The 23,474-nt window shown below is 45.0% G+C and carries 23 protein-coding genes and 1 riboswitch; of the genes, 1 reads left to right on the top strand and 22 read right to left on the bottom strand.

Translation table 11 applies throughout. The annotated features are described in order from the left end of the window. Nucleotides 1-28 precede the first annotated feature (28 nt). The 7 genes from ACE3K2_RS10070 to ACE3K2_RS10040 form a co-directional block, all read right to left on the bottom strand. On the bottom strand, nt 29-1,132 hold the full coding sequence (locus ACE3K2_RS10070; protein ID WP_421889394.1) for a GerAB/ArcD/ProY family transporter: 1,104 nt from the start codon (nt 1,130-1,132) through the stop codon (nt 29-31). A gap of 40 nt (nt 1,133-1,172) precedes the next feature. After that, nucleotides 1,173-2,582: a spore germination protein gene (locus ACE3K2_RS10065; protein ID WP_421889392.1), complete on the bottom strand. Its 1,410-nt coding sequence runs from the start codon at nt 2,580-2,582 to the stop codon at nt 1,173-1,175. 201 nt (nt 2,583-2,783) lie between these two features. Beyond that, nucleotides 2,784-3,665, bottom strand: coding sequence for a carbohydrate ABC transporter permease (locus ACE3K2_RS10060; protein WP_421889390.1), 882 nt, complete (start codon nt 3,663-3,665; stop codon nt 2,784-2,786). Between the two features lie 15 nt (nt 3,666-3,680). Further along, nucleotides 3,681-4,571, bottom strand: a complete 891-nt coding sequence (locus tag ACE3K2_RS10055; protein WP_091016465.1) for a carbohydrate ABC transporter permease — start codon at nt 4,569-4,571, stop codon at nt 3,681-3,683. A 54-nt stretch (nt 4,572-4,625) separates the two neighbouring features. Then, nucleotides 4,626-5,891, bottom strand: a complete 1,266-nt coding sequence (locus ACE3K2_RS10050) for an ABC transporter substrate-binding protein (protein WP_421889388.1) — start codon at nt 5,889-5,891, stop codon at nt 4,626-4,628. Between the two features lie 85 nt (nt 5,892-5,976). Continuing rightward, nucleotides 5,977-6,864, bottom strand: a complete 888-nt coding sequence (locus ACE3K2_RS10045; RefSeq protein WP_421889386.1) for an AraC family transcriptional regulator — start codon at nt 6,862-6,864, stop codon at nt 5,977-5,979. 196 nt (nt 6,865-7,060) lie between these two features. After that, nucleotides 7,061-7,975, bottom strand: a complete 915-nt coding sequence (locus ACE3K2_RS10040) for a LacI family DNA-binding transcriptional regulator (protein WP_421889384.1) — start codon at nt 7,973-7,975, stop codon at nt 7,061-7,063. Nucleotides 7,976-8,136: 161 nt separating this feature from the next. Here ACE3K2_RS10040 and ACE3K2_RS10035 point away from each other — a divergent pair, with 161 nt between their 5' ends. Then, the gene (locus tag ACE3K2_RS10035) at nt 8,137-8,562 is read left to right on the top strand and encodes a MaoC family dehydratase (protein ID WP_421889382.1); all 426 of its coding nucleotides are present in this window, start codon (nt 8,137-8,139) and stop codon (nt 8,560-8,562) included. 92 nt (nt 8,563-8,654) lie between these two features. Here the strand turns inward: ACE3K2_RS10035 and ACE3K2_RS10030 are convergent, their stop codons facing one another. From ACE3K2_RS10030 to ACE3K2_RS09960, 15 genes are all read right to left on the bottom strand, one after another. Continuing rightward, nucleotides 8,655-9,845, bottom strand: a complete 1,191-nt coding sequence (locus tag ACE3K2_RS10030; protein ID WP_421889380.1) for a PLP-dependent aminotransferase family protein — start codon at nt 9,843-9,845, stop codon at nt 8,655-8,657. Nucleotides 9,846-10,025: 180 nt separating this feature from the next. Continuing rightward, nucleotides 10,026-11,174: an NAD(P)/FAD-dependent oxidoreductase gene (locus ACE3K2_RS10025; RefSeq protein ID WP_421889378.1), complete on the bottom strand. Its 1,149-nt coding sequence runs from the start codon at nt 11,172-11,174 to the stop codon at nt 10,026-10,028. Nucleotides 11,175-11,180: 6 nt separating this feature from the next. Beyond that, complete coding sequence (locus tag ACE3K2_RS10020; RefSeq protein WP_421889376.1) at nt 11,181-11,900, bottom strand: methyltransferase domain-containing protein; 720 nt, start codon at nt 11,898-11,900, stop codon at nt 11,181-11,183. Continuing rightward, a complete protein-coding gene (locus ACE3K2_RS10015; protein WP_421889374.1) occupies nt 11,887-13,044 on the bottom strand; it encodes a type III polyketide synthase in 1,158 nt (385 codons plus the stop codon). The genes ACE3K2_RS10020 and ACE3K2_RS10015 overlap by 14 nt, the downstream gene beginning before the upstream one ends. Nucleotides 13,045-13,302: 258 nt before the next feature. Beyond that, on the bottom strand, nt 13,303-14,187 hold the full coding sequence (locus ACE3K2_RS10010; protein ID WP_421889372.1) for an alpha/beta hydrolase: 885 nt from the start codon (nt 14,185-14,187) through the stop codon (nt 13,303-13,305). Nucleotides 14,188-14,359: 172 nt separating this feature from the next. Beyond that, nucleotides 14,360-15,049, bottom strand: coding sequence for a hypothetical protein (locus ACE3K2_RS10005; RefSeq protein WP_421889370.1), 690 nt, complete (start codon nt 15,047-15,049; stop codon nt 14,360-14,362). Nucleotides 15,050-15,326: 277 nt separating this feature from the next. After that, nucleotides 15,327-15,683, bottom strand: coding sequence for an MmcQ/YjbR family DNA-binding protein (locus ACE3K2_RS10000; protein ID WP_421889369.1), 357 nt, complete (start codon nt 15,681-15,683; stop codon nt 15,327-15,329). Between the two features lie 132 nt (nt 15,684-15,815). Then, nucleotides 15,816-17,216 (bottom strand): DEAD/DEAH box helicase, encoded by a 1,401-nt coding sequence (locus ACE3K2_RS09995; RefSeq protein ID WP_421889367.1) that lies wholly within the window; start codon nt 17,214-17,216, stop codon nt 15,816-15,818. A gap of 116 nt (nt 17,217-17,332) precedes the next feature. Continuing rightward, complete coding sequence (locus ACE3K2_RS09990) at nt 17,333-17,647, bottom strand: DMT family transporter (RefSeq protein WP_253435236.1); 315 nt, start codon at nt 17,645-17,647, stop codon at nt 17,333-17,335. After that, on the bottom strand, nt 17,647-17,985 hold the full coding sequence (locus tag ACE3K2_RS09985) for a DMT family transporter (RefSeq protein ID WP_421889365.1): 339 nt from the start codon (nt 17,983-17,985) through the stop codon (nt 17,647-17,649). Before ACE3K2_RS09985 ends, ACE3K2_RS09990 begins: the two co-directional genes overlap by 1 nt. A gap of 101 nt (nt 17,986-18,086) precedes the next feature. Then, nucleotides 18,087-18,187, bottom strand: a riboswitch (guanidine-I (ykkC/yxkD leader). A 71-nt stretch (nt 18,188-18,258) separates the two neighbouring features. Beyond that, nucleotides 18,259-18,888 carry a pentapeptide repeat-containing protein gene (locus ACE3K2_RS09980; protein ID WP_421889363.1) on the bottom strand — a complete coding sequence of 210 codons (630 nt, stop codon included), beginning with the start codon at nt 18,886-18,888 and terminating at the stop codon, nt 18,259-18,261. An 11-nt stretch (nt 18,889-18,899) separates the two neighbouring features. After that, complete coding sequence (locus ACE3K2_RS09975) at nt 18,900-19,664, bottom strand: class I SAM-dependent methyltransferase (RefSeq protein WP_421889361.1); 765 nt, start codon at nt 19,662-19,664, stop codon at nt 18,900-18,902. Between the two features lie 170 nt (nt 19,665-19,834). Beyond that, complete coding sequence (locus ACE3K2_RS09970; RefSeq protein ID WP_421889359.1) at nt 19,835-20,914, bottom strand: threonine aldolase family protein; 1,080 nt, start codon at nt 20,912-20,914, stop codon at nt 19,835-19,837. Next, entirely contained in the window at nt 20,911-21,333 is a 423-nt protein-coding gene (locus ACE3K2_RS09965; protein WP_036670809.1) for a MarR family winged helix-turn-helix transcriptional regulator, read from the bottom strand. Before ACE3K2_RS09965 ends, ACE3K2_RS09970 begins: the two co-directional genes overlap by 4 nt. Before the next feature lie 421 nt (nt 21,334-21,754). Next, nucleotides 21,755-23,473 carry an ABC transporter ATP-binding protein gene (locus tag ACE3K2_RS09960; RefSeq protein ID WP_421889357.1) on the bottom strand — a complete coding sequence of 573 codons (1,719 nt, stop codon included), beginning with the start codon at nt 23,471-23,473 and terminating at the stop codon, nt 21,755-21,757. Nucleotide 23,474 lies beyond the last annotated feature (1 nt).

Here is a 23,474-nt window from a genome sequence, read left to right as displayed (position 1 = left end):
CTCCTCCCCCCATCAATCAGGTGTTCGCTCAATTCTTTCTGAAATGTGTCCACCCTTTTTTCAGCCATGCGACACCGTAGATCATAGCCGGAAGGATTAATAAAATGCTGATCGTATACAAGTTAGCTGAAGGGCCAACCAGACTGGAAGCACCCGATCCACCGGACACAACCCAGTAGGCATAAACCATACACAGAAACGAAAGGGGGACAACGACGGATTTGTAATCCTTCAAACCAAACCATTCGGCTGTGGATGTTGCAAAAATATAAAGAAAAACAGAAATTTTGACGAAGATTCCAAAAATCCAAACGGCAATAATCAGGGATTCAATATGTTGCAGAAAATCTGCAATGGTTATGTATCTTGCGGCAATCATAACCGGATATACAAAGCTATCCGTCAGATCTCCAATTAAAAACAGACAAAACAGATTGATTACCGTCATTGCGGTTGTCGTTATTAAAAGGGAACCCAACATAACTCGTGTTGTGTGTTTTCTACGATTGACATAGGGGAGAAAGAAGGCGATTACGATGTATTCACTAAACCACGCAGCTGGTGCAAGAGCCCCTTTAATACTGGGTAGCAGTCCGTTCTCCATGAAAGGGAATAATTCTGCTGGATTCAGTTCCCCGATCAAGAGAATGAAGATCAGGCTAAGCAACACGATAAGGAGGGTCACAAAGATTTGGGAGGTGCGTCCAACCACTTCGATTCCCAGTCTGACATTAAGCGCACACACCGCAACCATAGTCCCCATTACAACAAATAGGGGGGTTCTCGGAAGTGCATTGTTAACAATAAATTCTCCGTACGTCCGTATAATCAAGCCTGTCAAATGGGGCAAGAAGATGATATATACTAATCCAATTAATTTCCCAGGAATACGACCCGCAATCGATACACTCGATTGAATGAGCGTTTTTCCAGGGTACAGGCGATCCAGTCCAATAGAGACCCCTACCGCTGCAAAACCAACGATGGAGCCCATAATCGGAGAGAGCCACATGTCATGGCCCGCATAATGCATGGTAATACCCGGGACAGACAATATTGCGGTCGCTAGAATGGCAGGAAAGATCAAGAATGCCAATTGTGTCTCCGATATTTTTCCTTTGTCCGTTAACATGTGTAATCCCGCTCCCTTGATTGCTTGAGTATGGCTTGTTCTAGTCCGGTTTGTTTCTTGGTGCTGGTCGCCACCATACATCCTTGAGTTCCTTGCTCATTGTAGGGGCAATAGGTGACAGATAAGGTGTTCCGAATGAACGAAGACTACTCAGATGAATAACAACCAGGATGACTCCCAACATAACACCTGTAAGTCCCAGCGTTCCCGCCAGAAACATCATAGGAAAACGCAGTAATCGGGTTGCGATGCTGGCAGCATAACGGGGAATCATAAAAGAAGCGATACCGGTAATCGCAACAATGATAATCATGGGGGCTGACACAATTCCGGCACTCGTCGCCGCTTGCCCAATAATTAAGGCTCCCACGATACTGACCGCCGATCCGACCTGCTTCGGCAATCGGACGCCAGCCTCACGCAGTGCTTCAAAGGCGATTTCCATAATGAGCGCTTCCACCAGTGCAGGAAAAGGGATCTCTTCTCTCGCCCGGGCAATACTGAGAAGTAATACAGTAGGAATCATCTCCTGATGAAATGTCGTAATCGCTACATAAGCCGATGGAAGCAGCATGGATAAAACAAAGAAAACGTATCGCAGCCAGCGTACAAAAACACTCATGAACACATTTTGATAATAATCTTCCGGAGATTGTAACATGGAAAAAATGGTCACTGGCGCGATCAGGGTAAAAGGTGTTCCGTCAACAAGAATAGCAAACCGACCTTCCAACAGGTTGGAAGCCACAACATCCGGACGTTCTGTCGCAATCATCTGTGGAAATGGTGAATATCGCTGATCCACAATGCCTTCCTCAATGTACTGACTCTCCAGTACATCTTGAAGTTTTAGATCGGCAAGTCGTGTCTGCACTTCCTTGACCAGTTTGGGGTCAATAATCCCCTCCATGTATACAAGTGAAATACTGGTGTTCGTTCGATCTCCCATGTTACGTGTATGGAGCTTCAATGCAGGTGTCTTGAGACGTTTGCGCAGAAGAGACATATTCATCGTCAACGATTCTGTGAATCCATCCCGTGCACCGCGCACGGTAGATTCAGCTAAAGGTTCTTCGGTTGAACGATTTGCGGCTTTGTATAGCGGGTAGGTAGTTCCGATTATTGAACCTTCCAGCAATAGCAGAGCTTCCCCCTCTAATATTGCCTGCACCGCCTGAGTGGTTGTTTCAACACGCTTCACAGAAGCCAGGGGAACTTGCGCAGCTTCAATCCCAATTTCCTGAAGGGGCGTTAGCACCTGTCTTTCCAGCCGCTCTGTATCACATAAACCAACACAATATACGCATACCGCTGAAGTATGACAGGCCGTTTGGAATGTATGAAACACAACATCCGAGCAACCTGCAAAAACGGAGCTTAGCATTTCTTGATCAACAGCAAGAGATCCGGTTAACGGCAGGTTCTGCTCTGTTATCGGTGATGTGTCCATACCGCCCTCCCCTTTCTGCGCATGCTCGTCCAGATATTCTCAGTTAAAGGTATCCTTTACTTATAAGTTGGGATATATACGCAAAATATTGAATAGCAAAAAGAGCCGCCCTCTTGAGCGACCCTGATCAATATAGTAATTTATTCACTCCTATAATTCCGGAGATCTTGCCCTTTGCAATTCCCTATTTTCTGTTAATCACTATCCTTTCACAGCACCCAAGGCAACACTGCCAATAATCTGTTTGGAAAATACAGAGAATACAACAATGATAGGCAGGATGGAGATCGCTACACCCAAATACAAGAGTCCATAATCCATCCCATAATACCCCTGCACTAACGCAACCAATACCGGAAGCGGATATTTATCCAGGGAGAAAAACAGCACCAGCGGTGTTAGGAAATTATTCCACGATCCGATAAATGTGAATATGCCAAGGGCAGCAATCGCTGGCCCCAGAATAGGCAGTACAATCTGATTAAACGTCCGGAACTCACCGGCACTGTCCACCCGTGCAGATTCAATAATCTCATCCGGGATGCTGCTCTCCATGAACTGTTTGATAAAGAATACATTAAACGCATTAGCCGCAGCAGGCAAAATAATAGCGGCATAGCTATCCAGAAGCCCCATCATACTGAATAGTCGATATACACCAATCAGAGCCAGTTGACCAGGCACCATCATGGTCGCTAACAGAAACAGGAACAGCCAGTTCCGCCCTTTGAATTTGAATTTGGCAAAACCGTATGCGGTCAAAGCACCAATATAAAGAGATAACACGGTTGATGATCCAGCAATAAATATACTGTTGGCAAACCCGCGCCAAATGTTGATTTTGGACACCATGTTCATATAATTATCAATTAAAAACGATCCGGGAAGAAAAGTGAATGTTGAAGCAATCGTTGCATTGTTATGTGTTGAATAGATGAGCATCAGATAGAATGGAATGATGCACAGCACGGCAAGCCCAATCAATAACAGATAGATGATGATCTTGCCTGCTGTCAGCCTTCTTGTGGTGGCATATTGCTGAATCGCCGCATTTGGTTGTTCAACTGATTTTGCAGTTTGCATGAGAACTCCCCCTCCCTATGAACGGCTCTTCCGCTTGGTCATGATGAAGGATGCAACGGACAACAATATGATGATAATAAACAGACAAAATGCAATTGCAGCGCCGTAACCAAAACGTGTGCTCTGAAATGCTACATTATAGAGATACATAATGCTTGTCATAGCTGCCCGGTCAGGACCACCATTGCCATTGGTTAATGTAAATGGCTGATCGAAAATCTGGATGCCACCAATAATGGATGTAATCATCTGAAACAGAATAATTGGACGGAGCATCGGCACGATAATATGGATGAAAATATGTTTCTTTTTCGCGCCATCCATCTGGGCAGCTTCCAGTAATGACGGATCTATCCCCTGAAGACCTGCAAGGTAGATGACCATGGAGTACCCGAAGTATTGAAAAAACAAGATGGATGATACAATCAACCGCATAAACCAGGGATCGTTTTTCCAGTTAATTGGATCTTGTATGATGCCGGTTTGAACCAAAAAATGGTTCAGTCCGCCAGACTGCCAGTCAAAAATCAAGCTGACAAGTAATCCAAGGGATGCAGCCGTAACGATATTTGGAAAAAAGTATACGGCTCTGAAAAAATCCCGTCCTTTGAGCAGCTTATCATTCAAAATAAAAGCGAGTACAAGGGAGATCGTCAGCTGCGGAACCACGGAGACCCCCCAGATAAATAACGTATTAAACAAGGTTTTGTAGAACAACGGGTCTTGTAATACGGCAACGTAGTTACCGATCCCTACAAAATCAGGCGTCGTGATTCCATCAAAGTTGGTGAAACTGATATAGAGCGAATATAAAATGGGATAAAGCCCAAAAATGGTGAAAATAATAAAAAACGGAGCAATGAAGTAGTAGCCGTAATGGTCCTTGCGAATCGTTTTGGCAAACATGTTCTATCCCCCCAGTTATCATTGGATGTGTATAACCATTCGATTCCTACTAAGTTAATTCACTTCCAGCTCCGGAAATCTCAAGGTGACATCACGTTTGATTCGCTTTACGACTTCTTCCTTGGTCTGAATGTCCTTATTGAGATACAACTGGAGTACATTCTTGTAGATATCATTGTTAATCGTGGCATCATATTTGGTGCGTTTGTATACAGGAACCCGTCTCGCAGCCTCTGAGAAAAACTCGAAATGCTTCTGTCCTCCCAAATAGGACGATGAGAGCGACTGGGCAAGTTCATCATTCACAACCATGTTACTGGTGAAATAATCCTGCTCCTTCGCTAACTCCGACAGAAAGTCGTGGTTAAAGTTATAGAACTCGATAAACTTCCAAGCGAGATCTTTTTTGTCACTTTTACTATACATCGCGATATACGTTCCGCCCGAACTAAACGCTGAAGGTCCCTGAGCCAGGCCCCACATGCCTTCGGTAGCCGGGGCATTGGCCTTGAACGTATATTGCAAGGCCCAGGTTGCCCCTGGATAGAACATGACCTCTCCTTTTTGCATGGATGCAGCGTAACCGGCACTTCCATCCTCATACTCGGCAAGGACCTTCCGCTCACGTGCTTCACGTACAAGATCAAGTACTTCCAGGTAGGTTGGATCGATGACGAGCTGGCCGTCCTTCACCCAAGGTATACCATCATATGAATTCGATATAGCATTCCAATTCGCCAATGCATGTACTTTATTCCCGCTAAGTTGCTGCACCTTCTCTCCAATCTCGAAGATCTTCTCCCATGTATTGATCTGTGAACCTACCTTCTCCGGATCATCGGTGCCCAGATATGTCTTCGCCAAATCCCGACGATAATAGATGCCCCCTGGTGTTCCCTGATAACCTATCGCTTTGACATTTCCTTCACTGTCCTTTTCATTGGCCTGCACAAAAGCATATTGTTCCTGGATAAGTTCATTGGCGTTATATGGAGAAGCTGATAGATTTTCCAGATAGGGAACGTCAATCAGTTCTCGAATATTCGCATTTTCAATCATAAATACATCTGGAGCCTTCGAGGTTGTCTGTAGCGCAGATTTCAACTTGGTGATATAGAAATTACCGGGGATGTTGACAAAGTTCACTTTGATGTCAGGATATTTCTCTTCAAATTTCTCGATGGCATACTTTGCTTCATCGGTAAAACTCCACACGGTAATCTCCTGTTGCTTGGTTTGATTCGATGGACTGAACTGGCAACCAGCTAACAACAGCGCTGCACATACAACTACAATAGTTGGCTTAAACCACTTCTTCATAGGCCCCCTCCTTCAAAAAGGAAACGCTTACAATTTATTAGAGTATATTGATTTTGGAGATAGCTTTCTCTACAAATATTGTGCATTACCCTTCATATTTTGTGATATTTGTACGGTGTTTCTTACGAAATTCGGAGGGCGTGCAGTCATTATATTTTTTGAAAAGACGATTATAGGAGTTCACATTGTTGAACCCATGTCCGATCGCAATCTCCAGAATGGTATCCTGACGAAACAATAAGGCCCACTCGGATTTGATAATTCGAAAATGATTCAAGTATTCCATCAGTGTCACGCCTTTGATCTCTTTAAATAATTTACAGACATGAAACTTGCTGAATTTAATATGTTCCGCCACCTGCTCCAACTTGATCGGTTCAGCATAGTGCTCCTCCAGGTATTCACAGACCGATTCAAGAAATTCAAATTTTTTGGAAGAAGTACAGGGCCATCCTGAAGATGTTGATTCATCGGTGGTAACGGGTACTTTTGTACGCAATAAAAGTATGATGAGATCATACAATCTGGATACCATTAACCATCGATATCCCGGCTTCTGGTGTTTCTTCTCGGTAATGATGACATCTATATATTGAGCCAGATTGCTCTGACTTCCCGTATCCGAGGGAATAACTGTTGTTTTGTTGAAAAGTTGTCCGAGGTCCTGAATTTCGGCTTCGGTTGTGAAACTTCCCGTTAACAATTCGAGTCGGAACAAGATAATGGTCAGCTGTTCGGTCCCCGGCAAAAAGCAGTGTACATCCCCTGGTTTGATCAGCAGCACATCCCCTTTTTGCAACTCACAAACGTGGTCGTTCACGCCAATTCGGGCACTCTTGCCATTGACAAGAATCAGTTCAACCTCATCATGCCAGTGTGCAGCATAGTTAAACTGATTTCCTGTGTGAATTACCCGAATGGGAAAACCTTCTTGCATATGACCAGTCTCCAAAAAAGTGGGTACGCCCATCATATCACCCTCCATTTAATTCCAAGTGCAAAAAACTCCTCGTCTTTATATTATGCATAAATGGCTACTCTCCTTTCTTTTTAAGCATTTAAAATTCTATAGAATAAAAAAACTCCTCAACTCAGGTTGAGGAGCCGAACAGAATCACGTTCCACACATTGGATGTCCAGTGAATATAACGTCTCTACGATCTCTCCATTCAGCAGTTGGAAGAGAATATGACCTGCAAGCTGGCCTGCATCCCTCTTGGCTGACGAAATGTGGTTAGTGGTGGATTCATGTACTGAGATGCAGGTATGTTGTCAAAGCCAATGACGGATAACTGTTCAGGAATTGAAATATCATGTTCCCTGAAGGCTTCCAAGCCGCCGATGGCCATTTCATCATTCGCGAAGAATACAGCGGATGGCAACTCTCCTTCTAGCAGTTTCTTGGCTGCAATGTAGCCATCTTGCTTCATGTATTGCCCGCCAATTTTCCATTCGGGGTTCTCTTCAATGCCTGCTTCCTTCAAGGCTTTCAAATAACCTTGATAACGCTGGAGATTACATTCCGATTGTGATGGACCACTAATATAAGCTATTGTCCGATGCCCTTTATCGATCAGATAACGGGTAGCCAAGTAACCGCCTTGCGTATCACTCATCAAAACCTTTACAATATGTTGAGCATCCAGATCCCGATCCATAACAACAATCGGAAACCCTGCTTCAGATGCTTCAATAAGTAACTGATCTTGAATATTCTGAGCGATAACAATAGCTCCATCCATTCTTCGTTCTCGAATGTAACGGTGGGCTGTTGATTTCTCTCCACCCAACGAACTACATACAATCATATCGTATCCATGACTCATGACGACGGTTTCTATTCCGTTCACCAAATCCGAGAAATACGGACTGGACATGTCATGGACAATCACACCAATGGTATGTGTACTATTTCGCTTCATTTCAGATGCAGGGCCGTACTTCACGTAATTAAGTTGGCTTGCTGCTGCAAGTACTCTCTGCCTTGTTGGCTCACTTACATTCCCTTTATCGTTGAGTACGCAAGACACGGTTGAACTGGCTACACCCGCCATCTTGGCTACATCTTTAATCGTTATCATCATATATACTCCTCAAAGACAGTTTCATCTGTTTCGTCCATTATGGCAGTAACACAGCAATACACACCGGACTGTTCACTAGCATTTTAACACGTCAGTCCAGTCATGTCTCTGTCCAAGGCATCAACTACCGATAAACATATTAAAGAAACCGAGGTGCCTTCATGAGATTCAGTGAATATGTAATAGGTCAGCGCTACGAAACCGCATCCTTGGCATTATCCAAAAGCGATATTATTGAGTTTGCCACAATCTATGATCCACAGTACATGCATTTGGATGAGAAAAAGGCCAAGCAAGGCCGCTTTGGCAGTTTAATTGCTTCTGGTATGCAAACGATGAATATCTCCTTTAAATTATGGATTGAGGTCGGGGTTTATGGAGAACATGTCGTGGCGGGTACCGGAATGAATAATATTCAATTCCTGAAACCTGTCTTTCCGGATGATGAACTTCATGTCATTGCAGAAGTCATTGGACTTACTCCCCGACGAAAAGGTAATGGGATTGTTACCGTGCTGCTGAGTACGTTTAATCAGAGGAATCAGAGGGTCTTTCAGGCTGAATTAAGTGCTTTAATTGATAATTAGGGCTGTGAAAAACTCTGAGAAGCTTTGAGATAACACCAAAAAGAAGCCGCTCATTGGCGACTTCTGATGGATCTACTAACTTTTTGATCATATTAAACGTTATAACCTTTTAATACCTGCCCCAAAATCTCTACACCCTTGACAATCTGTTCGTCTGACGGGGTTGAGAAATTAAGTCTGATGGCATTACAAGGGTCTTGCTCGTTCACCAGGAATGCATTTCCCGGTACAACGGCAACCCCTTGAGATGCCGCAGTCTTGGCATATTCAATCATTGGCACATGTGCTGGCAGGTCACACCAGAGGAACAGTCCACCATCCGGTTTAGTATAGGTAATGGACTCACCCATATGTTCTTGCAGCTTATCCATCATCAATGTTGCTTTTCTCCGATATACCTCACGAATACTGTTAATATGCCCCGCGTAGTCATACTCTGTCATGAACTTGTATGCCAGAATCTGTGGAAGCATCGCTGTATGTACGTCTTCTCCCTGTTTGGCAACAACCATCTTCTCCACCACTTCATATGGGGCTTGTACAAAACCAACGCGCAGTCCCGCCGACAAAATTTTGGAAAATGATCCAACATAGATGACCAGACCCTCATCATCCATAGATTTGATGGTTGGCACATCGTCTCCATTGAATCGAAGTTCTCCGTACGGGTTGTCTTCCAGAATCATAACGCCATATTTCTTAGCCAACTCGTATATCGCCTTACGTTTCGCAAGACTCGTCGTTACACCGGTCGGATTCTGAAAACTAGGGATCACGTAGATCAGTTTTACATTGGGCTCCGTTTGCAGTGCCAGTTCCAGTTTCTCGATATCCATACCGTCCATCTCCATCGGAACACCTGCAAGCTTCGCACCAGATGCCCGGAAGGAGTTCAGGGAACCGATAAAGCTCGGACTCTCACAGATGATTGTATCCCCTTCATTACAGAACACTTTACAGGCAAGTTCAATCCCCTGCTGCGCTCCAGATACGATGAACAATTGATCGGATGGATTACCGGTATCAAAGCCTGTCTTCAAATGTTGAGTCAATGCTTCCCTGAGGGGAACATACCCTTCTGTAATTCCATATTGCAGAGCCGTGACCGGGTCTTGCTCCAGGATGGATTGGGTGAACGTGCGAATCGCCTCAATCGGAAAGGTTTCCGGAGCGGGATTACCCGCAGCGAATGGAATCACATTTTGACCCGAAGAAGCCTTCAGAATCTCACGAATAATGGATGGTTGCAGTGCTGCGATACGATTGGAAAATGAATAGTTCATCTTAAGTAGTGCCTCCCGACATTTCATCTGACTTAGTTCTCTATCGTTACATTAGATTCTATTATACGAGCATTTTCCGAATTTCCAAACTATCTCCACCAAATTAATGTTTATACACCAAAAAAAGAGGCCGCCGTCAGCAACCTCTTTTGCATAAGTATTGAGCAACCCTTCAATGGATTAGCGCACTGCGTTCATCTCGGCTAACCGTGTGGCCTTCACGACATAAGCGGCTAAACCGGGGATCATCCGGGCCAGACCAGGATAGAATTTATTGGTTTTGGCAAAAGCCAGCTTCTGAATTCTTCTTGCACGTCTGAGCAATTGGGCGAATTCACGGCTTGCTTCCAGCGTGTAATTACTCTGCCAATCGGCATGTTCGATGTGACCTTGCAGGTACTTGTCAGTCCAACGTGCACACAGGAGTGAGGAACGAAGGGCAATAGACATTCCATCTCCACATAAGGGTGGTATCATCAACATGGCATCTCCAATATGCGGATATTCGGACCATGGTTCAGGAACATTGGATAGATGCAGCGGCGCAATCGACACTTGCGTTCCATCTACAGGCTCTCCTTCGGCTAAACGTGCTGCCAAACTAACGTTTGTCAGGGAAGCTGCCTGTAAAATATCGTTTACAGACTTGCCACTTCCCTGGACGGTATCCAGTGTCAACAATGCTGCGACATTCACATTACCGTCCTCAATCGGGGAAATCCCCACATAACCTCCCTCGCAAAAATATAACTCTACCCGTGGGGGAATCTGGATACCGCTGAAGTGGGATTTAACACCAACATATACGGTTTGGTCCCGCAGATCAGGTACGGAAGCCATCCCACGCGGCTTCTTGGTCCCATGTGCTCCAATGACGGCTCTGGCTCTATAGCTGATCCGCTCATCTCCCTGTTTCACCTGAACCTCATAACGGGCATCCTCAAGCTGCTCAATGCTCGTTATGGTCGCTTTGGTAACAATCTGTGCTCCGGCCGCCAAAGCCTTCTGATGCAAAATCTGGTCCAGCTCATAGCGACTTATGCCATATGCGAATCCTGGCAGTGGTGCTTCAATCACTCCACCTTGTGGCATAACAATTTTCGCGTGATCCATGGTGCTGGGTTTCTTCGTCTGGTCCAAAAGGTGAATGTCCAGAACTTCCAGCATCTCCTTGGTTTCGGGTGACATGAACTCCCCACAGGTTTTGTGCCGGGGGAACTCCTGGCGATCCAGCAAAAGGGTCCGATGACCTTTTTCAGCCAGTTGCATGGCACACGTACTACCGGCAATTCCGGCTCCGATGACAATCACATCTATCGATTTCGACACGTAAGTTCACCTGCCTTTCGTGGGAATAACAACAGAGTAACGGAACAAAGGCTTCCATTCATAAGTCATCGTATCATGATTTAGCCGTTGTTTAAGTTCCTTCCAATCCCTCCCTGTGAAGCCTTTGGCTACAGAAAGAGGCCCATCATGACGAATATACCGATTGCGCGAGATCATTCGTGTTGTAATCCAGACCGCTTTATAGGATACGGGATGGCGGTGAATATCATTAATGACGACACCATGCCTGGATGCTCTCAGCATATGAGAAACCATATCAACCAACTGATCTCCATCAAAATGATGGACAAACTGGGACCCTGTCACGATATCTGCTGAAGCATCCGGCAGTTGTGTAAGATCGGCACGTTGTACCCTGACTCGGGGTTCGTCACGGAATAGTTGTCTCGCCTCCTCACACGCCTCTTCCGTCAGATCAACTAAAGTAATCTCCAACTGAATGCCCTGACGATCCGCCCATTGCAGCAGCTTCTGGTTCACATCCCCTGAACCTGCCCCCACATCCAGCAGAGTCAACTTATCTGGCCTTCCGACAGAGTTCCATAACTTCTCTACACCAGCCAGCGTTGGGCCGGGTGCTGCGAATATTTTGTTAAGACGTCTCAGATGTCTAAGTGCTTCACGCAGCTCCTCCCCTCCCAGAGAGAAGTCATCCATCAGTTCATCTTCCTTCGCCCGAATGGACAATGTTCTAAAGAAGGACATGTTCGTGCTCCTCCATCACTGAAGATACTGAGGGTACATAAGTGAATTTCATCAGTTCCGCCGTAAGTCCCGGTCCAAATGCCATGGCTACACCATCTGTTGAGGATTGACCCTGAGCCTTCATATCCGCACGCATCGCATTCAGTACAAACAGGATTGTGTTGGAAGATAGGTTACCAAACGTTCTGAGGATGTCCCTGCTGTACTTCGTTTGTTCATCTCTCAGATTCATTATATTCTGCACAGAGTCCACAATCCCGCGTCCTCCCGGATGAATGGCCCACAGCTCCGGAAGCTGTTCACTTTGCAGTAAGAGACGCAGTTCCTCTTCCAGATGAACAGCGAGCAGCTTCGGAATACGTGGTGATAGATACAGGTCATATCCCACGTTACCAACTTCCCAGGTCATATCTTCAGTTGAATCCGGAAGAAGCACAGAGTATCCCGTTCCCAGACTTAGAACATTCTTGTGCTGAGGTTCTGGTGTGCCCACTACACAAGAAGAAGCTGCGTCTCCGAAGAATGAAGCCGCAAACAGCGCTTCCCGATCTTGCACCGGCTGAAAATGAATGGTGCACAACTCTACACAGACAACAAGCACCTGTGATCCCGGAGCACCCTGCACGACATCACGTGCCATCTGAATGGCTTTCAACCCTGCGGCACAGCCCTGAAAGATCAGCGGCAGTCGATTAACACGTGCAGACAAACCCAAGTGGCGGATGAGCATAACATCAAGACCTGGCAGATATTGACCTGTACAGCTGACGGTGATGATATGTGTGATGCTCTTGGGAGATACGCCTGAATCCTCAAGCGCTTTCTCTGCCGCTTCGATCCCCAGCGGAAGCGCCTCTCGCTTGTATATATTCATTCGTTCTTCAGTTGTCGGGACGTCTGGACGCTCTCCAGAGGGCAGATATCGGCATTCTTTCAGTGAACCCAGATAGCTCGGTTCTACGGTATATCGAGTTTCAACACCACAGGACTTGAATACACGCCTGGCAAAACGGGCCAAATCTGGCCGATCCTGAAGAGAAGAAGCGATCAGCTCTGCAATATCTGACTGCGCTACGGGGTGAGCAGGTAGAGCCGTTCCCATGCCAAAAATCGCGATATCGGCTGGACTGTTGTATTGGTTCATAATAAACCTCCTGGTATTGGTCATTATTTCCTCTAATTAACAACTCTTACCCTTAACGATATCTTTATAATCTCAGGAAGGCTCCTAATCCAGTTTATTAACACATCCGCAAGCTCAGAAGCTTCGTTTCACCGGGCCATCGAATCCATCACACCAATGAACCAAAAAAAGCCGCCATTTAGGCGACTTCAAGGTACCTTATGATATTACCTTCTCAAATAATTTCTAACCACTTCTTCAACGTTGTTCTGATGTACGTTATTTGGAAAACGCTTCTCTGATCTTGTCACTCATCCGATACCAGGCATCCTCAGCCATCTGGAGATCGCCAAAATGTGTAAATCCATGAGCTGCCCCCACATATTCCTTAAGCGTCACCTTCACACCGCTTGCTTCCAGCCTTGCTGCATATGTTCTGGCTTCTTGCGCAAGTGAATCTTTCTCCGCGGTAATAATCAATGCTTCCGGGAGACCCTCCAATGTTGGTGCAAGCACAGGTGATGCTAACGGATCTTGCGCATCTTCAGGCGTTTCAAGATACATGGCGTTAAATGTTCTGGCGATATCGGCTGGAATGGCTTCTTCAAAACTCGGTTTCTCGGCAGGATCTGTTGCCACATCCAACACGCCATAATCGATAACTTGCAGAACAAATGGCAGCTCGCTACCGCGTTGTTGATTCAACAAGCACACTGCTGCAGCAAGATTTCCACCAGCGCTATGCCCTCCAATGGCGAATAGAGACGGATTAACCGAGAAGGATCCCGGATTGGTGTGAACCCACTTTACAACGTCGTAACATTCGTGGACCGCTGTTGGGAACTTGTTCTCTGGTGCAAGACTATAATCGATATTGATAACGAGACAATCAGCACGATCAGCAATCAGGCGACACCAGGGATCATCCCCCTCCGCTTGTCCCAAGATGAAACCACCCCCATGCATATTAAAGAAGACTGGCAGCGGAGCGGGATGATCCCTATCCGGTTTATACACGAGTACACGCGTCTCGCCTTTAGTCGTAGGAATCATGACTTCTTCCACTGTGACAGCATACGTGGAACTGGGTTGAAGAGCCGCACCTGTCCCGATGTCATTTTGACGCATACGTTGTACCATTGCCAGTTGTTGTTGTTGATTCATAGATATCACTCCTTATTTGCATTAAGAATGACTCCTATAATCGGAGATTTGAATCATTCATTCTCCAATGAATTCAAGACAGTGATGTGATTTTCCTGCCCCACTGTTGTTGCCAGCACACCTACCGTTGTGACAGCATGTTCATGTGAAATATCTAGCTCCCCCATTTGTCTCACTGTTCATTTGACGTACTCCCCTGCTCCATACTTGACTCCTTTTTCTTGTGGGACATCATCCAGACCCCCATCAGACAAAACAAAACGCTGCACCCCATGCCAAACAAGCTGCTGGTTTTTAATGCAAGAGGTGAGGCTTGCATTGTAAGCAGTGTCGCTTGTGTCACAACGATGGATACCATGGCATCGGTGAAGTTAATCATTTTTAATGTAGATATAATTGGGTTATGGAGATGACGGTTAGCCCAGGCACCACACACGGCAAAAACCAGTTTGGTAAAGGCGACTATAGCCACGATATATACAATAAGTCCGCTATATATGAAGGCATCACCGATTAGATACATTCTCAGACAGACGATTGAATAGGACACGCCCAGAAAACATAGAAAAAGACCTCCGCGTTTATACACCGCAAGCTCCATAGAATGTCTTTCCTGGGGAGACTCCATCCCTTTGGCAACTTTATATTGATGAAGCACCTGTCCTTTGGCTATACACAGAATCAAATAATACACAGCATTCGTGATGAACCATCCAGAAAGGAGATATAAGCCCAGGACTAACTTACCTATCCCAATCCAGGCATTGATAATAAGGGATACAACGTTGAACAAGGCCGTTCGATCTTGTTTATTTCCAAGGTATCGGGACCACATGGAATTCAAGTATGTCTTCATTTTCATAAGATATTCATACTACTTGGCGAGCAGACCATTCGCCTTTTCATATACCTCGTATATTTCATCACATTTCTTGTTAAGCCAATAATAGCTGAAATCCGGAATAATCAAGCCTGCGGAACCGGGGATGTCCAAAGAATTGCAAGCGAAAGGAACGGTAAAAGTGGTTTCAGATAACGACCCTTCGAATTCACAATAGCCAAAACCTATGAGAGACTCCAGGTCAGTGATCTGATGAGTGATGAATAGCATGAGTTAAATGTATGTTAAATGAATTTTCTCACGATTCGGCCAGAGATTCCCGAATCCTTTTTGGAAGGGATTGGATAACCATATCATACGAGTGATCGATCATGACGTAGACATCCTCATCTGACAATGAACCATCCAGCGTTATGGTATTCCAGTGTTTTTTGCTCATATGATATCCCGGTTGAACGGCTTCATGCTGCTCTCTAAGATTCTCTGCAATAATGGGATCACATTTTAAGTTCAAGCGACAGTTCTTTTCTTTGTTTTCAAATATAAGCGCGAACATCTTACCCGCAACCTTAATCGCAACTGGATCAGGTCCAAATGGATACTCCATGGTCGCCCCTTTCTTCTTCAAACTGTACTTAATCATCGTATCCTTCAAGTCAGTACCTCCCTTTCACCAGTGGACGATATAATGATACCGAATGTAAGTTCGTATGTAAATAAGCTCTCTACACATAATAAAACCTCCTCCATATGAATGGAGAAGGTTTTAGCTGAATTTATCTAGATCTTAATTGGCTCTATCGTTTCTTGTTTTGCTGCTGCGGCTGAACGAGCCATTATTGGATTTACTGCTAGTGCTGTGTGATCTACTGCTGTTGGATCTACCGTCGTTTGAACGACTACTGTTTGATTTACCACTCTTGGCAAACCATTCGGATTTGGGCTTGCGTGCCGGGTTAGCTTTGGACTTCGCCGGTTTGCCTGCAGTCGATTTGTTGAACGAAGGTTTACCGCTTGGTGCTTTGTTCGTTTTTTCAAATACAGGTACACCTGTCATTGGATACGGATGACCTTTCACTTCAGGAATCGTCTTTTTAATTACTTTCTCGATATCCTTCAGGAATGGGAGTTCATCCTTCTCACAGAACGAGATGGCCATCCCGCTTTTACCTGCTCGACCTGTACGTCCAATACGGTGAACATACGTTTCCGGAATGTTAGGCAGGTTAAAGTTAATGACATGTGACAGTTCCTCCACGTCAATTCCTCTTGCAGCGATATCCGTCGCAACTAATACACGTGTTGCCCCACTCTTGAAGTTGTTCAGTGCCCGTTGTCGCTCGTTCTGAGACTTGTTGCCATGAATAGCCTGTGCCGTAACATTCACTTTGGCCAAATCACGTGTGACCCGGTCAGCGCCGCGCTTCGTGCGTGTGAACACCAATGCCGTGACGATGGATTTATCCTCCAGAATCTGGTTCAACATATGCTGCTTCTTGCCATTCTCCAGCAAATATATAGACTGCTCAATGCGATCTACTGTTGAAGATACCGGTGTAATTTCTACTTTGACTGGATCAACCAGCAAGGTTTTAACCATTTTGGTGATTTCAGGAGGCATAGTAGCTGAGAAGAACAGCGTCTGCTTTTTGTTCGGCATTTTGGCGATAATTCTTTTTACATCATGAATGAAGCCCATATCCAACATCCGGTCTGCTTCATCCAAAACGAGAATCTCAACCATCTTCAGATCAATACGTTTCTGGTTAATTAGATCGTTTAGTCTGCCAGGTGTTGCGATAATAATATCTGCTCCTTGATTAAGCGCCCGCTCTTGCACTTTTTGCGAAACACCGCCAACGATAGCCGTACAACGGATGTCCGTATACCGACTATATACCTTAATGTTATCCGCGATCTGAATAGCCAGTTCTCGTGTTGGTGTTAAAATTAATGAACGAATATGTCGTGCGGACTTGGGTCCTTTGGATCTTTCGCTTAATAATTGAATGATCGGCACCGAAAATGCTGCCGTCTTGCCTGTTCCTGTCTGTGCACATCCCAGCAGATCTCTGCCAGCTAATACAGCTGGTATGGCCTGTTCCTGTATAGGGGTAGGATTAGTATAGTTTGCTTTGCTTAACCCTTCCATAATAGAGGGGATAATATTTAAGTCCTTAAATGTCATGTTGTCTCCTTCATTTACGCACATCTATCAATAAGACGTATCTTTTATTTCACACGTAACGTATAAGGATACCATTAAAAACGTAATCTGTACATTATCTTTTTAATTCCACTTATTTAACTAACCAATTTAAGACCGACTGCCGATCCGAGAACCATAGCGATAAACAGAATTCTTAGGGCATTTCGAGGTTCTCCGTAAAACACCATGCCAAGAATGGCACCCCCGGAGGCTCCGATTCCCGTCCATACCGCATATGCTGTCCCCATCGGAAGAGTTTCCATCGCAAGGGACAGGAACAGGAAGCTTAACCCAAACCCGGCTATCAATAAAACCAGTGAAATGAAATTGCGGTCTTTGTGTAACTTGTTTATCATCAGCACTCCGATCATCTCAAATACGCCTGCCAAAATAAGAAATACCCAGTTCATTATAGCTGCACCTCCTTATTCTTCTCTTTACTTAACATTTTAAGACCAAGAACGCCGAGTAAAAGTGTACCAATGAGTATCATTTTTCCAGTTTGGACATGTGCATTAAACAAAAGAATCTCTGCCAGTACCGTTCCAGCGGTACCAAGGCCAACAAATACTGCGTATACGGTTCCTACTGGCAGGGTACGCGAAGATACAATCATTAAGCTGAAACTGATCATAATCGCAATCAGTGTAAGGCCCCATTCCAGCAGCCCGCTGGCATGTTTTAATCCAATGACCCAACCCACTTCAAATAACGCAGCAATCACAACCGATAGCCAAGTCTTATTCATACCTGAAACATCCCTTCTCTTCTACATTTTTTTGCACAACCCGTAAGGGTTCATTAGGAAAAAACAAAAAAGCCCGGGAAACAAACTGCATGTAGCAGTTCATCTCCCAGGCTTTTATCCCTCCGTGGCACAACCAACAGGTTGCGGGTTTTCTCTCGGACCAGACCGACACATCCGTCGCGGAACCCTAGAAAACCTGTTTTTTATTCTAATGTGTCTCCAATTATACACACTTCTACTATCTTGGCAACCCTGATATTATGATCATTCTATTTATTTAATAATGATGCCCATTAATCCTACAAATGTAGCCGCTTGATGTGGTGAAATCACACAACCGTTGAGATCTTCCATGGTTAAAACCAAGGAGTCAAATTGGCATTCGCTAAGATCCAAATCCTTCATTTTCGTTCCCGTCATGGAAGCTTGGTCGATGTTACATTGAATGAACTCCATTTTTTGAAGTGCCAAATAGGCAAAGTCCGCACCAATCAAGCTACATTCGGAGAAGGTGACCTGCTTCAGATGGGCAAAACGGAAGTTACTGTAGTCGCCTAGACCATAAAGGAAACTGACATTTTGCAATCGACTATTGGAGAAATCAGTTCCAACAAACTTGCAGTTATGCCATTCGATCCGGTGCATGAAGGCACCAGAGAGATTGACATTGGAGAGATCGCAGTGTTCAAACCGGACATCGGTGAATTCAAATTGTTCCAAGGTAGACTCCGAGATCGTCACATGTCTAAATACAACATTTTCAAAGGAAACCTTACTCGCTTCCTGTTGATCCAATGTAATGTTCTCGATCAGTTTGTGTTTGTACTCCACTTTGGATTCGAGAAATGCAATCGTTTCGGGTTCGAGCAACTGCTCCTGAAGCTTGGGTTTGTCCACTTTCATACTGCATTCCCCTATTCCTTAACAGCTACCACTCGCAGTCGGCTTCTGTCCAAATACCATTGTCCATCCCGCATCAGTTGTGGCTGTACTTTTTTCTCAACAGCTTCCATAATAACATCCTGTTCTGCAGATGTGATACCACTGAATAAATACTCCGCGAAGCTGGTCAACCACTTTCTGGCACCTGGCTTAAACGGGGTAAATTGGTCAACGTGCTGGGCCAGACGAACTCGAAATCCGTTCTGTTCCAGTAGATTAGCATATTCGCCAATGGTAGGGTGATACCATGGATTCCGACCTTCCCATTTGTATCCACGAGCATTCAGTTCTTCACGTACTGCAGTTATTAATATAGCCGTGTTGCCACTACCAGCAAACTCAGCTACGAATCGTCCACCCGTCTTGAGCGCTAACTGTATGGATTGCACTACAGCTGGAGCATCCTTTATCCAATGCAGAACGGCATGCGAGAAGACAGCATCAAACGGTTCTTCTGTCCGATAATGACAGGCATTTCCGACTTCAATATTTATATCAGGGTATCTCTGTTTAGCTTGCCTAATCGTCTCCTCCGAAAAATCAATGCCTGTTGTCAGCGCTCCTGCGGCTGCAATTTTGGCTGTCAGATCACCATTGCCACAACCCACATCAAGAATTCGCTCTCCATGGGACGGCTGGAGTAAGGATAAGATAGATATTTCCTGTAACGCTGTAAAAGGAGCAGAATGACCACTCCACGATTCGTTCGTTGGACCGGATAAATGTCCGTTATTCATAGAATACAATTTCCTCCTCAATTAAGGATATATTATATCTATAATAGCTTTAATAGAAGAGAACTGTCAATTCACTTCTCTCACTTGGTTCGATAACCACATCTCACGAAAAGTATACGAAAAAGGACAACCCGTCGTGGTTGTCCTTTTCAGTATTAACATTTGCAAAGTTAAACCAATGCTTCGACCCGTTGCGGCACCTGGATCTCTGCTTGCAATAATTGAGCGATATCACGAGTGAGCGTATCCACATTCTCCTGACGGGTTGCCCAACTGGTACAAAAGCGCACCGCGCTGTGTGTATCGTCAATCTTTTCCCAGAAGGAAAAGGTATAATCATTCCGTAATTTCTCAAGCAACCGATTGGGCAGAATCGGAAACTGCTGGTTGGTTGGTGAATCGTACAGGAAACGTACTCCCTGCTGTTCGAGTGAATCATGAATTCTCAAGGCCATATCCACGGCATGACGGGAAATTTCAAGATACAGACCGTCTTCGAACAGGGTTTCGAATTGAATCCCCAGCAGTCTGCCTTTGGCAAGCAGGCCACCTTTTTGTTTGATCATATAACGAAAATCCGGTTTCAGCGCATCATTCAGGATAACAACCGCTTCTCCCATTAATGCCCCAATCTTGGTTCCACCAATGTAAAATACATCACACAAGCGCGCAAGATCAGCAAGTGTCATATCGCAATCGCGTGAAGCGAGTGCATATCCAAGACGTGCTCCATCCACGAAAAATGGAAGACCACATGCTCTGCTGACTGCGTGTAATGCTTGCAATTCTGCCTTGCTGTACATCGTTCCGTTCTCGGTTGGCTGAGATATGTAGACCATGCCTGGCTGCACACAATGTTCCGGTGACGACTCGTTCATATGTGCATCATAAACTGCCCTAACCTGTTCAGGCGTGATCTTTCCGTCCTCACTTGGAACCGTGAGCACCTTATGTCCCGTTGCTTCAATTGCTCCCGTCTCATGAACTGCAATATGTCCAGAGCTCGCTGCAATCACACCTTGATATGGACGCAAAATAGACGCGATCACCGTTGTATTGGTCTGTGTACCGCCAACCAGAAAATGAACATCAGCTTGCTCATTGTCACAGGCCTGACGAATAAGCATTCTCGCCCGTTCGCAGTGCTCATCCGTGCCGTACCCGCTCGTCTGTTCCATATTGGTTTCCATCAATCTTTGTAAAATGCGTTCATGCGCACCTTCGTTATAGTCACATTCAAATCGTATCATCGTGTTGTCTCTCCTGCTTTCTTGTTCAACTTCTCTTGTATGTTCATCATGGAGGTATATACCTCTTGAATCTCTTCTTCATTTAATTCTTGCATCAGCTTCAGGATCTGTTGATCGGATCGATCATTCAGTTGGGCATACAGTTCCTCACCCTTGGCTGTCAGACGAATCAGACTGACCCGGCTATCGGCAGCAGAATCGACTTTCACCAGCAGTCCTTCCTTAGACAGCTTGTTCACAATTCGGCTCATATAACTGCGATCAATGGTCAGTGTATCTACGAGATTGTTCGCAATGCTCTCGCCCCGAATTCCAATCTCAATAATGACCCGTACTTCAGCAAAGGAATACCCTGTGCCGAGAATGTGCTTGTCGAGTACACCAAGTATGTTCGTATAAAAACGGTTAAAACGTCGCATGTCAGCCAGAATATCTGGATTTATGTACTGAGAGTTGATGTCAAGCCCTCCTTTTTAGTGGACATTGTCAACATTATAATAATCACGTTAGTGGACGTTGTCAACATTATCTTTTCTTAGCATTTGTAACCCCATTTTAAGCCAAACCAAAAAGCCGCGCATAAGCGCGGCCAAGGTTTGTTTGATTTAGATACTGATTTAGATACTTAGTCAGCTGCTTAAGTTTCTATATAAATTGAACTAAACATTTACACAAAACGGAGAGGACAGAAAAAACCTGAAGAAGCGCAGCGCTCGCCTTTATCCCCGGATTTCCCCTTTATAGAAGGAATAAAAAAAATCTGGGGATAACAGCGATCGGAAGGTTGTTCTGTCATCGGAGTGACGAGTGTAAAAATATTTTTTGTTCAATTTATATGGATTAAGAGTGACTATATTGCACCTGATGAAGACGGCTGTATATGCCTCCAGCAGCAACCAATTCCTCATGGTTACCCTGTTCAGCGATACCATCTGTGTTCACGACGATGATTCGATCCGCATTCTTGATTGTTGTTAATCGGTGTGCAATCACAAGTGTTGTTCTGCCCACCGACAATTCAGCGAGTGATTGCTGAATCAGTGCTTCCGTTTCCGTATCCAGCGCAGAGGTTGCCTCATCGAGAATAAGAATGGGTGGATTTTTCAAGAACATACGAGCAATGGATAACCGCTGCTTCTGTCCACCGGATAACTTGACTCCACGCTCGCCAATGACCGTATCCATGCCATCTGGCAACGTAAGAATTAATTCCTCCAACGAGGCACGACGGGCGGCATCCCAGATCTGTTCGTCTGTTGCACGCAGGTCACCATATGCAATATTCTCCTTAATGGTACCCGAGAATAAAAATACATCCTGTTGTACAATCCCGATATGCTTACGGAGCGATTGAAGCTTAACGTCCCGAATGTCCGCACCATCTACAGTGATACGTCCCTCTTTTACCTCATAGAATCGTGGGAGTAGGCTGCAGATGGTTGTCTTGCCTGCACCCGAAGGTCCAACAAAAGCAACCGTCTCCCCTGGTCGAACAGACAGACTGATATCATTCAGAATACGCCGACCGGATTCATATCCGAACGAGACGTTCTCGAAGCGAATATCACCCTTTACACTTTCGAATTCAACGGCGTTTTTGCTATCCGCAATTTCAGGTTCTGTATCAATGATCTCCAGATAACGCTTGAAACCAGCAATGCCCTTCGGATAACTTTCGATAACGGCATTGATCTTCTCGATCGGGCGGAAGAAGATATTGGACAGAAGCAGGAAGGCCATAAAGTCACCCATATTGATCCTGCCATCGATATAAAACCAGGCCCCGCTGATCATGACAAAGACCGTAACCAATCGCATCATCATATAACTGACCGAGATACTTTTTGCCATTGTTTTGTAGGCAAGCAGTTTCGTTTTACGGAAATTCGCATTGTCCACCGCAAAAAGCTCTTTCTCATGTTCCTCGTTGGCAAACGATTGCACAACACGCATACCACCAACGTTATCTTCAATGCGTGCATTGAAATTGCCGACGTCTCCGAAGAGTCGCCGATAGGTCTTGGTCATCCGGCCACCAAATACGATAATGACCCAAGCCATGATTGGGATAATGATAAAAGTAAGCAGCGCAAGCTCAAGATTAATGTTAGCCATCAGCCAGAACGATCCGATTAATGTCATGACTGCAATGAATACATCCTCAGGTCCATGGTGAGCAACCTCGCCAATGTCATTCAGATCATTTGTAAGATGACCAATCAAGTGGCCCGTTTTACGATTATCAAAGAACCGGAAAGACAGCTTCTGCAAGTGAGCAAACATCTTCTCACGCATATTCGTCTCAATGTTAATGCCCAGCATATGTCCCCAGTATGTAACGACATAGTTCAATACCGTATTAAGTGCATAGATGGATAACAGCACAATACAGGCAAGCAAAATAAGAGGCCAATCCTGACCTGGCAACAGCTCATTAATGAATTTGCTGACGGCAAGCGGGAAAGCCAACTCCAGAAGACCTGCGAGTACAGCACATCCAAAATCAATCAAAAACAGTTTTTTATAAGGGCGATAATACGAAAAAAAACGACGAATCATA

The sequence above is a fragment of the Paenibacillus sp. genome (assembly GCF_048976745.1).
Taxonomy (GTDB): domain Bacteria; phylum Bacillota; class Bacilli; order Paenibacillales; family Paenibacillaceae; genus Paenibacillus.
This window is presented reverse-complemented; position numbering and strand designations above follow the sequence as displayed.

Excerpts from the sequence above, each read along its gene's own strand:
- ACE3K2_RS10070 (WP_421889394.1), bottom strand. The coding sequence starts at position 1,132 with ATGTTAACGGACAAAGGAAAAATATCGGAGACACAATTGGCATTCTTG.
- ACE3K2_RS10065 (WP_421889392.1), bottom strand. The coding sequence starts at position 2,582 with ATGGACACATCACCGATAACAGAGCAGAACCTGCCGTTAACCGGATCT.
- ACE3K2_RS10060 (WP_421889390.1), bottom strand. The coding sequence starts at position 3,665 with ATGCAAACTGCAAAATCAGTTGAACAACCAAATGCGGCGATTCAGCAA.
- ACE3K2_RS10055 (WP_091016465.1), bottom strand. The coding sequence starts at position 4,571 with ATGTTTGCCAAAACGATTCGCAAGGACCATTACGGCTACTACTTCATT.
- ACE3K2_RS10050 (WP_421889388.1), bottom strand. The coding sequence starts at position 5,891 with ATGAAGAAGTGGTTTAAGCCAACTATTGTAGTTGTATGTGCAGCGCTG.
- ACE3K2_RS10045 (WP_421889386.1), bottom strand. The coding sequence starts at position 6,864 with ATGATGGGCGTACCCACTTTTTTGGAGACTGGTCATATGCAAGAAGGT.
- ACE3K2_RS10040 (WP_421889384.1), bottom strand. The coding sequence starts at position 7,975 with ATGATGATAACGATTAAAGATGTAGCCAAGATGGCGGGTGTAGCCAGT.
- ACE3K2_RS10035 (WP_421889382.1), top strand. The coding sequence starts at position 8,137 with ATGAGATTCAGTGAATATGTAATAGGTCAGCGCTACGAAACCGCATCC.
- ACE3K2_RS10030 (WP_421889380.1), bottom strand. The coding sequence starts at position 9,845 with ATGAACTATTCATTTTCCAATCGTATCGCAGCACTGCAACCATCCATT.
- ACE3K2_RS10020 (WP_421889376.1), bottom strand. The coding sequence starts at position 11,900 with ATGTCCTTCTTTAGAACATTGTCCATTCGGGCGAAGGAAGATGAACTG.
- ACE3K2_RS10015 (WP_421889374.1), bottom strand. The coding sequence starts at position 13,044 with ATGAACCAATACAACAGTCCAGCCGATATCGCGATTTTTGGCATGGGA.
- ACE3K2_RS10010 (WP_421889372.1), bottom strand. The coding sequence starts at position 14,187 with ATGAATCAACAACAACAACTGGCAATGGTACAACGTATGCGTCAAAAT.
- ACE3K2_RS10005 (WP_421889370.1), bottom strand. The coding sequence starts at position 15,049 with ATGAAAATGAAGACATACTTGAATTCCATGTGGTCCCGATACCTTGGA.
- ACE3K2_RS09995 (WP_421889367.1), bottom strand. The coding sequence starts at position 17,216 with ATGACATTTAAGGACTTAAATATTATCCCCTCTATTATGGAAGGGTTA.
- ACE3K2_RS09990 (WP_253435236.1), bottom strand. The coding sequence starts at position 17,647 with ATGAACTGGGTATTTCTTATTTTGGCAGGCGTATTTGAGATGATCGGA.
- ACE3K2_RS09985 (WP_421889365.1), bottom strand. The coding sequence starts at position 17,985 with ATGAATAAGACTTGGCTATCGGTTGTGATTGCTGCGTTATTTGAAGTG.
- ACE3K2_RS09980 (WP_421889363.1), bottom strand. The coding sequence starts at position 18,888 with ATGAAAGTGGACAAACCCAAGCTTCAGGAGCAGTTGCTCGAACCCGAA.
- ACE3K2_RS09975 (WP_421889361.1), bottom strand. The coding sequence starts at position 19,664 with ATGAATAACGGACATTTATCCGGTCCAACGAACGAATCGTGGAGTGGT.
- ACE3K2_RS09970 (WP_421889359.1), bottom strand. The coding sequence starts at position 20,914 with ATGATACGATTTGAATGTGACTATAACGAAGGTGCGCATGAACGCATT.
- ACE3K2_RS09965 (WP_036670809.1), bottom strand. The coding sequence starts at position 21,333 with ATGCGACGTTTTAACCGTTTTTATACGAACATACTTGGTGTACTCGAC.
- ACE3K2_RS09960 (WP_421889357.1), bottom strand. The coding sequence starts at position 23,473 with ATGATTCGTCGTTTTTTTTCGTATTATCGCCCTTATAAAAAACTGTTT.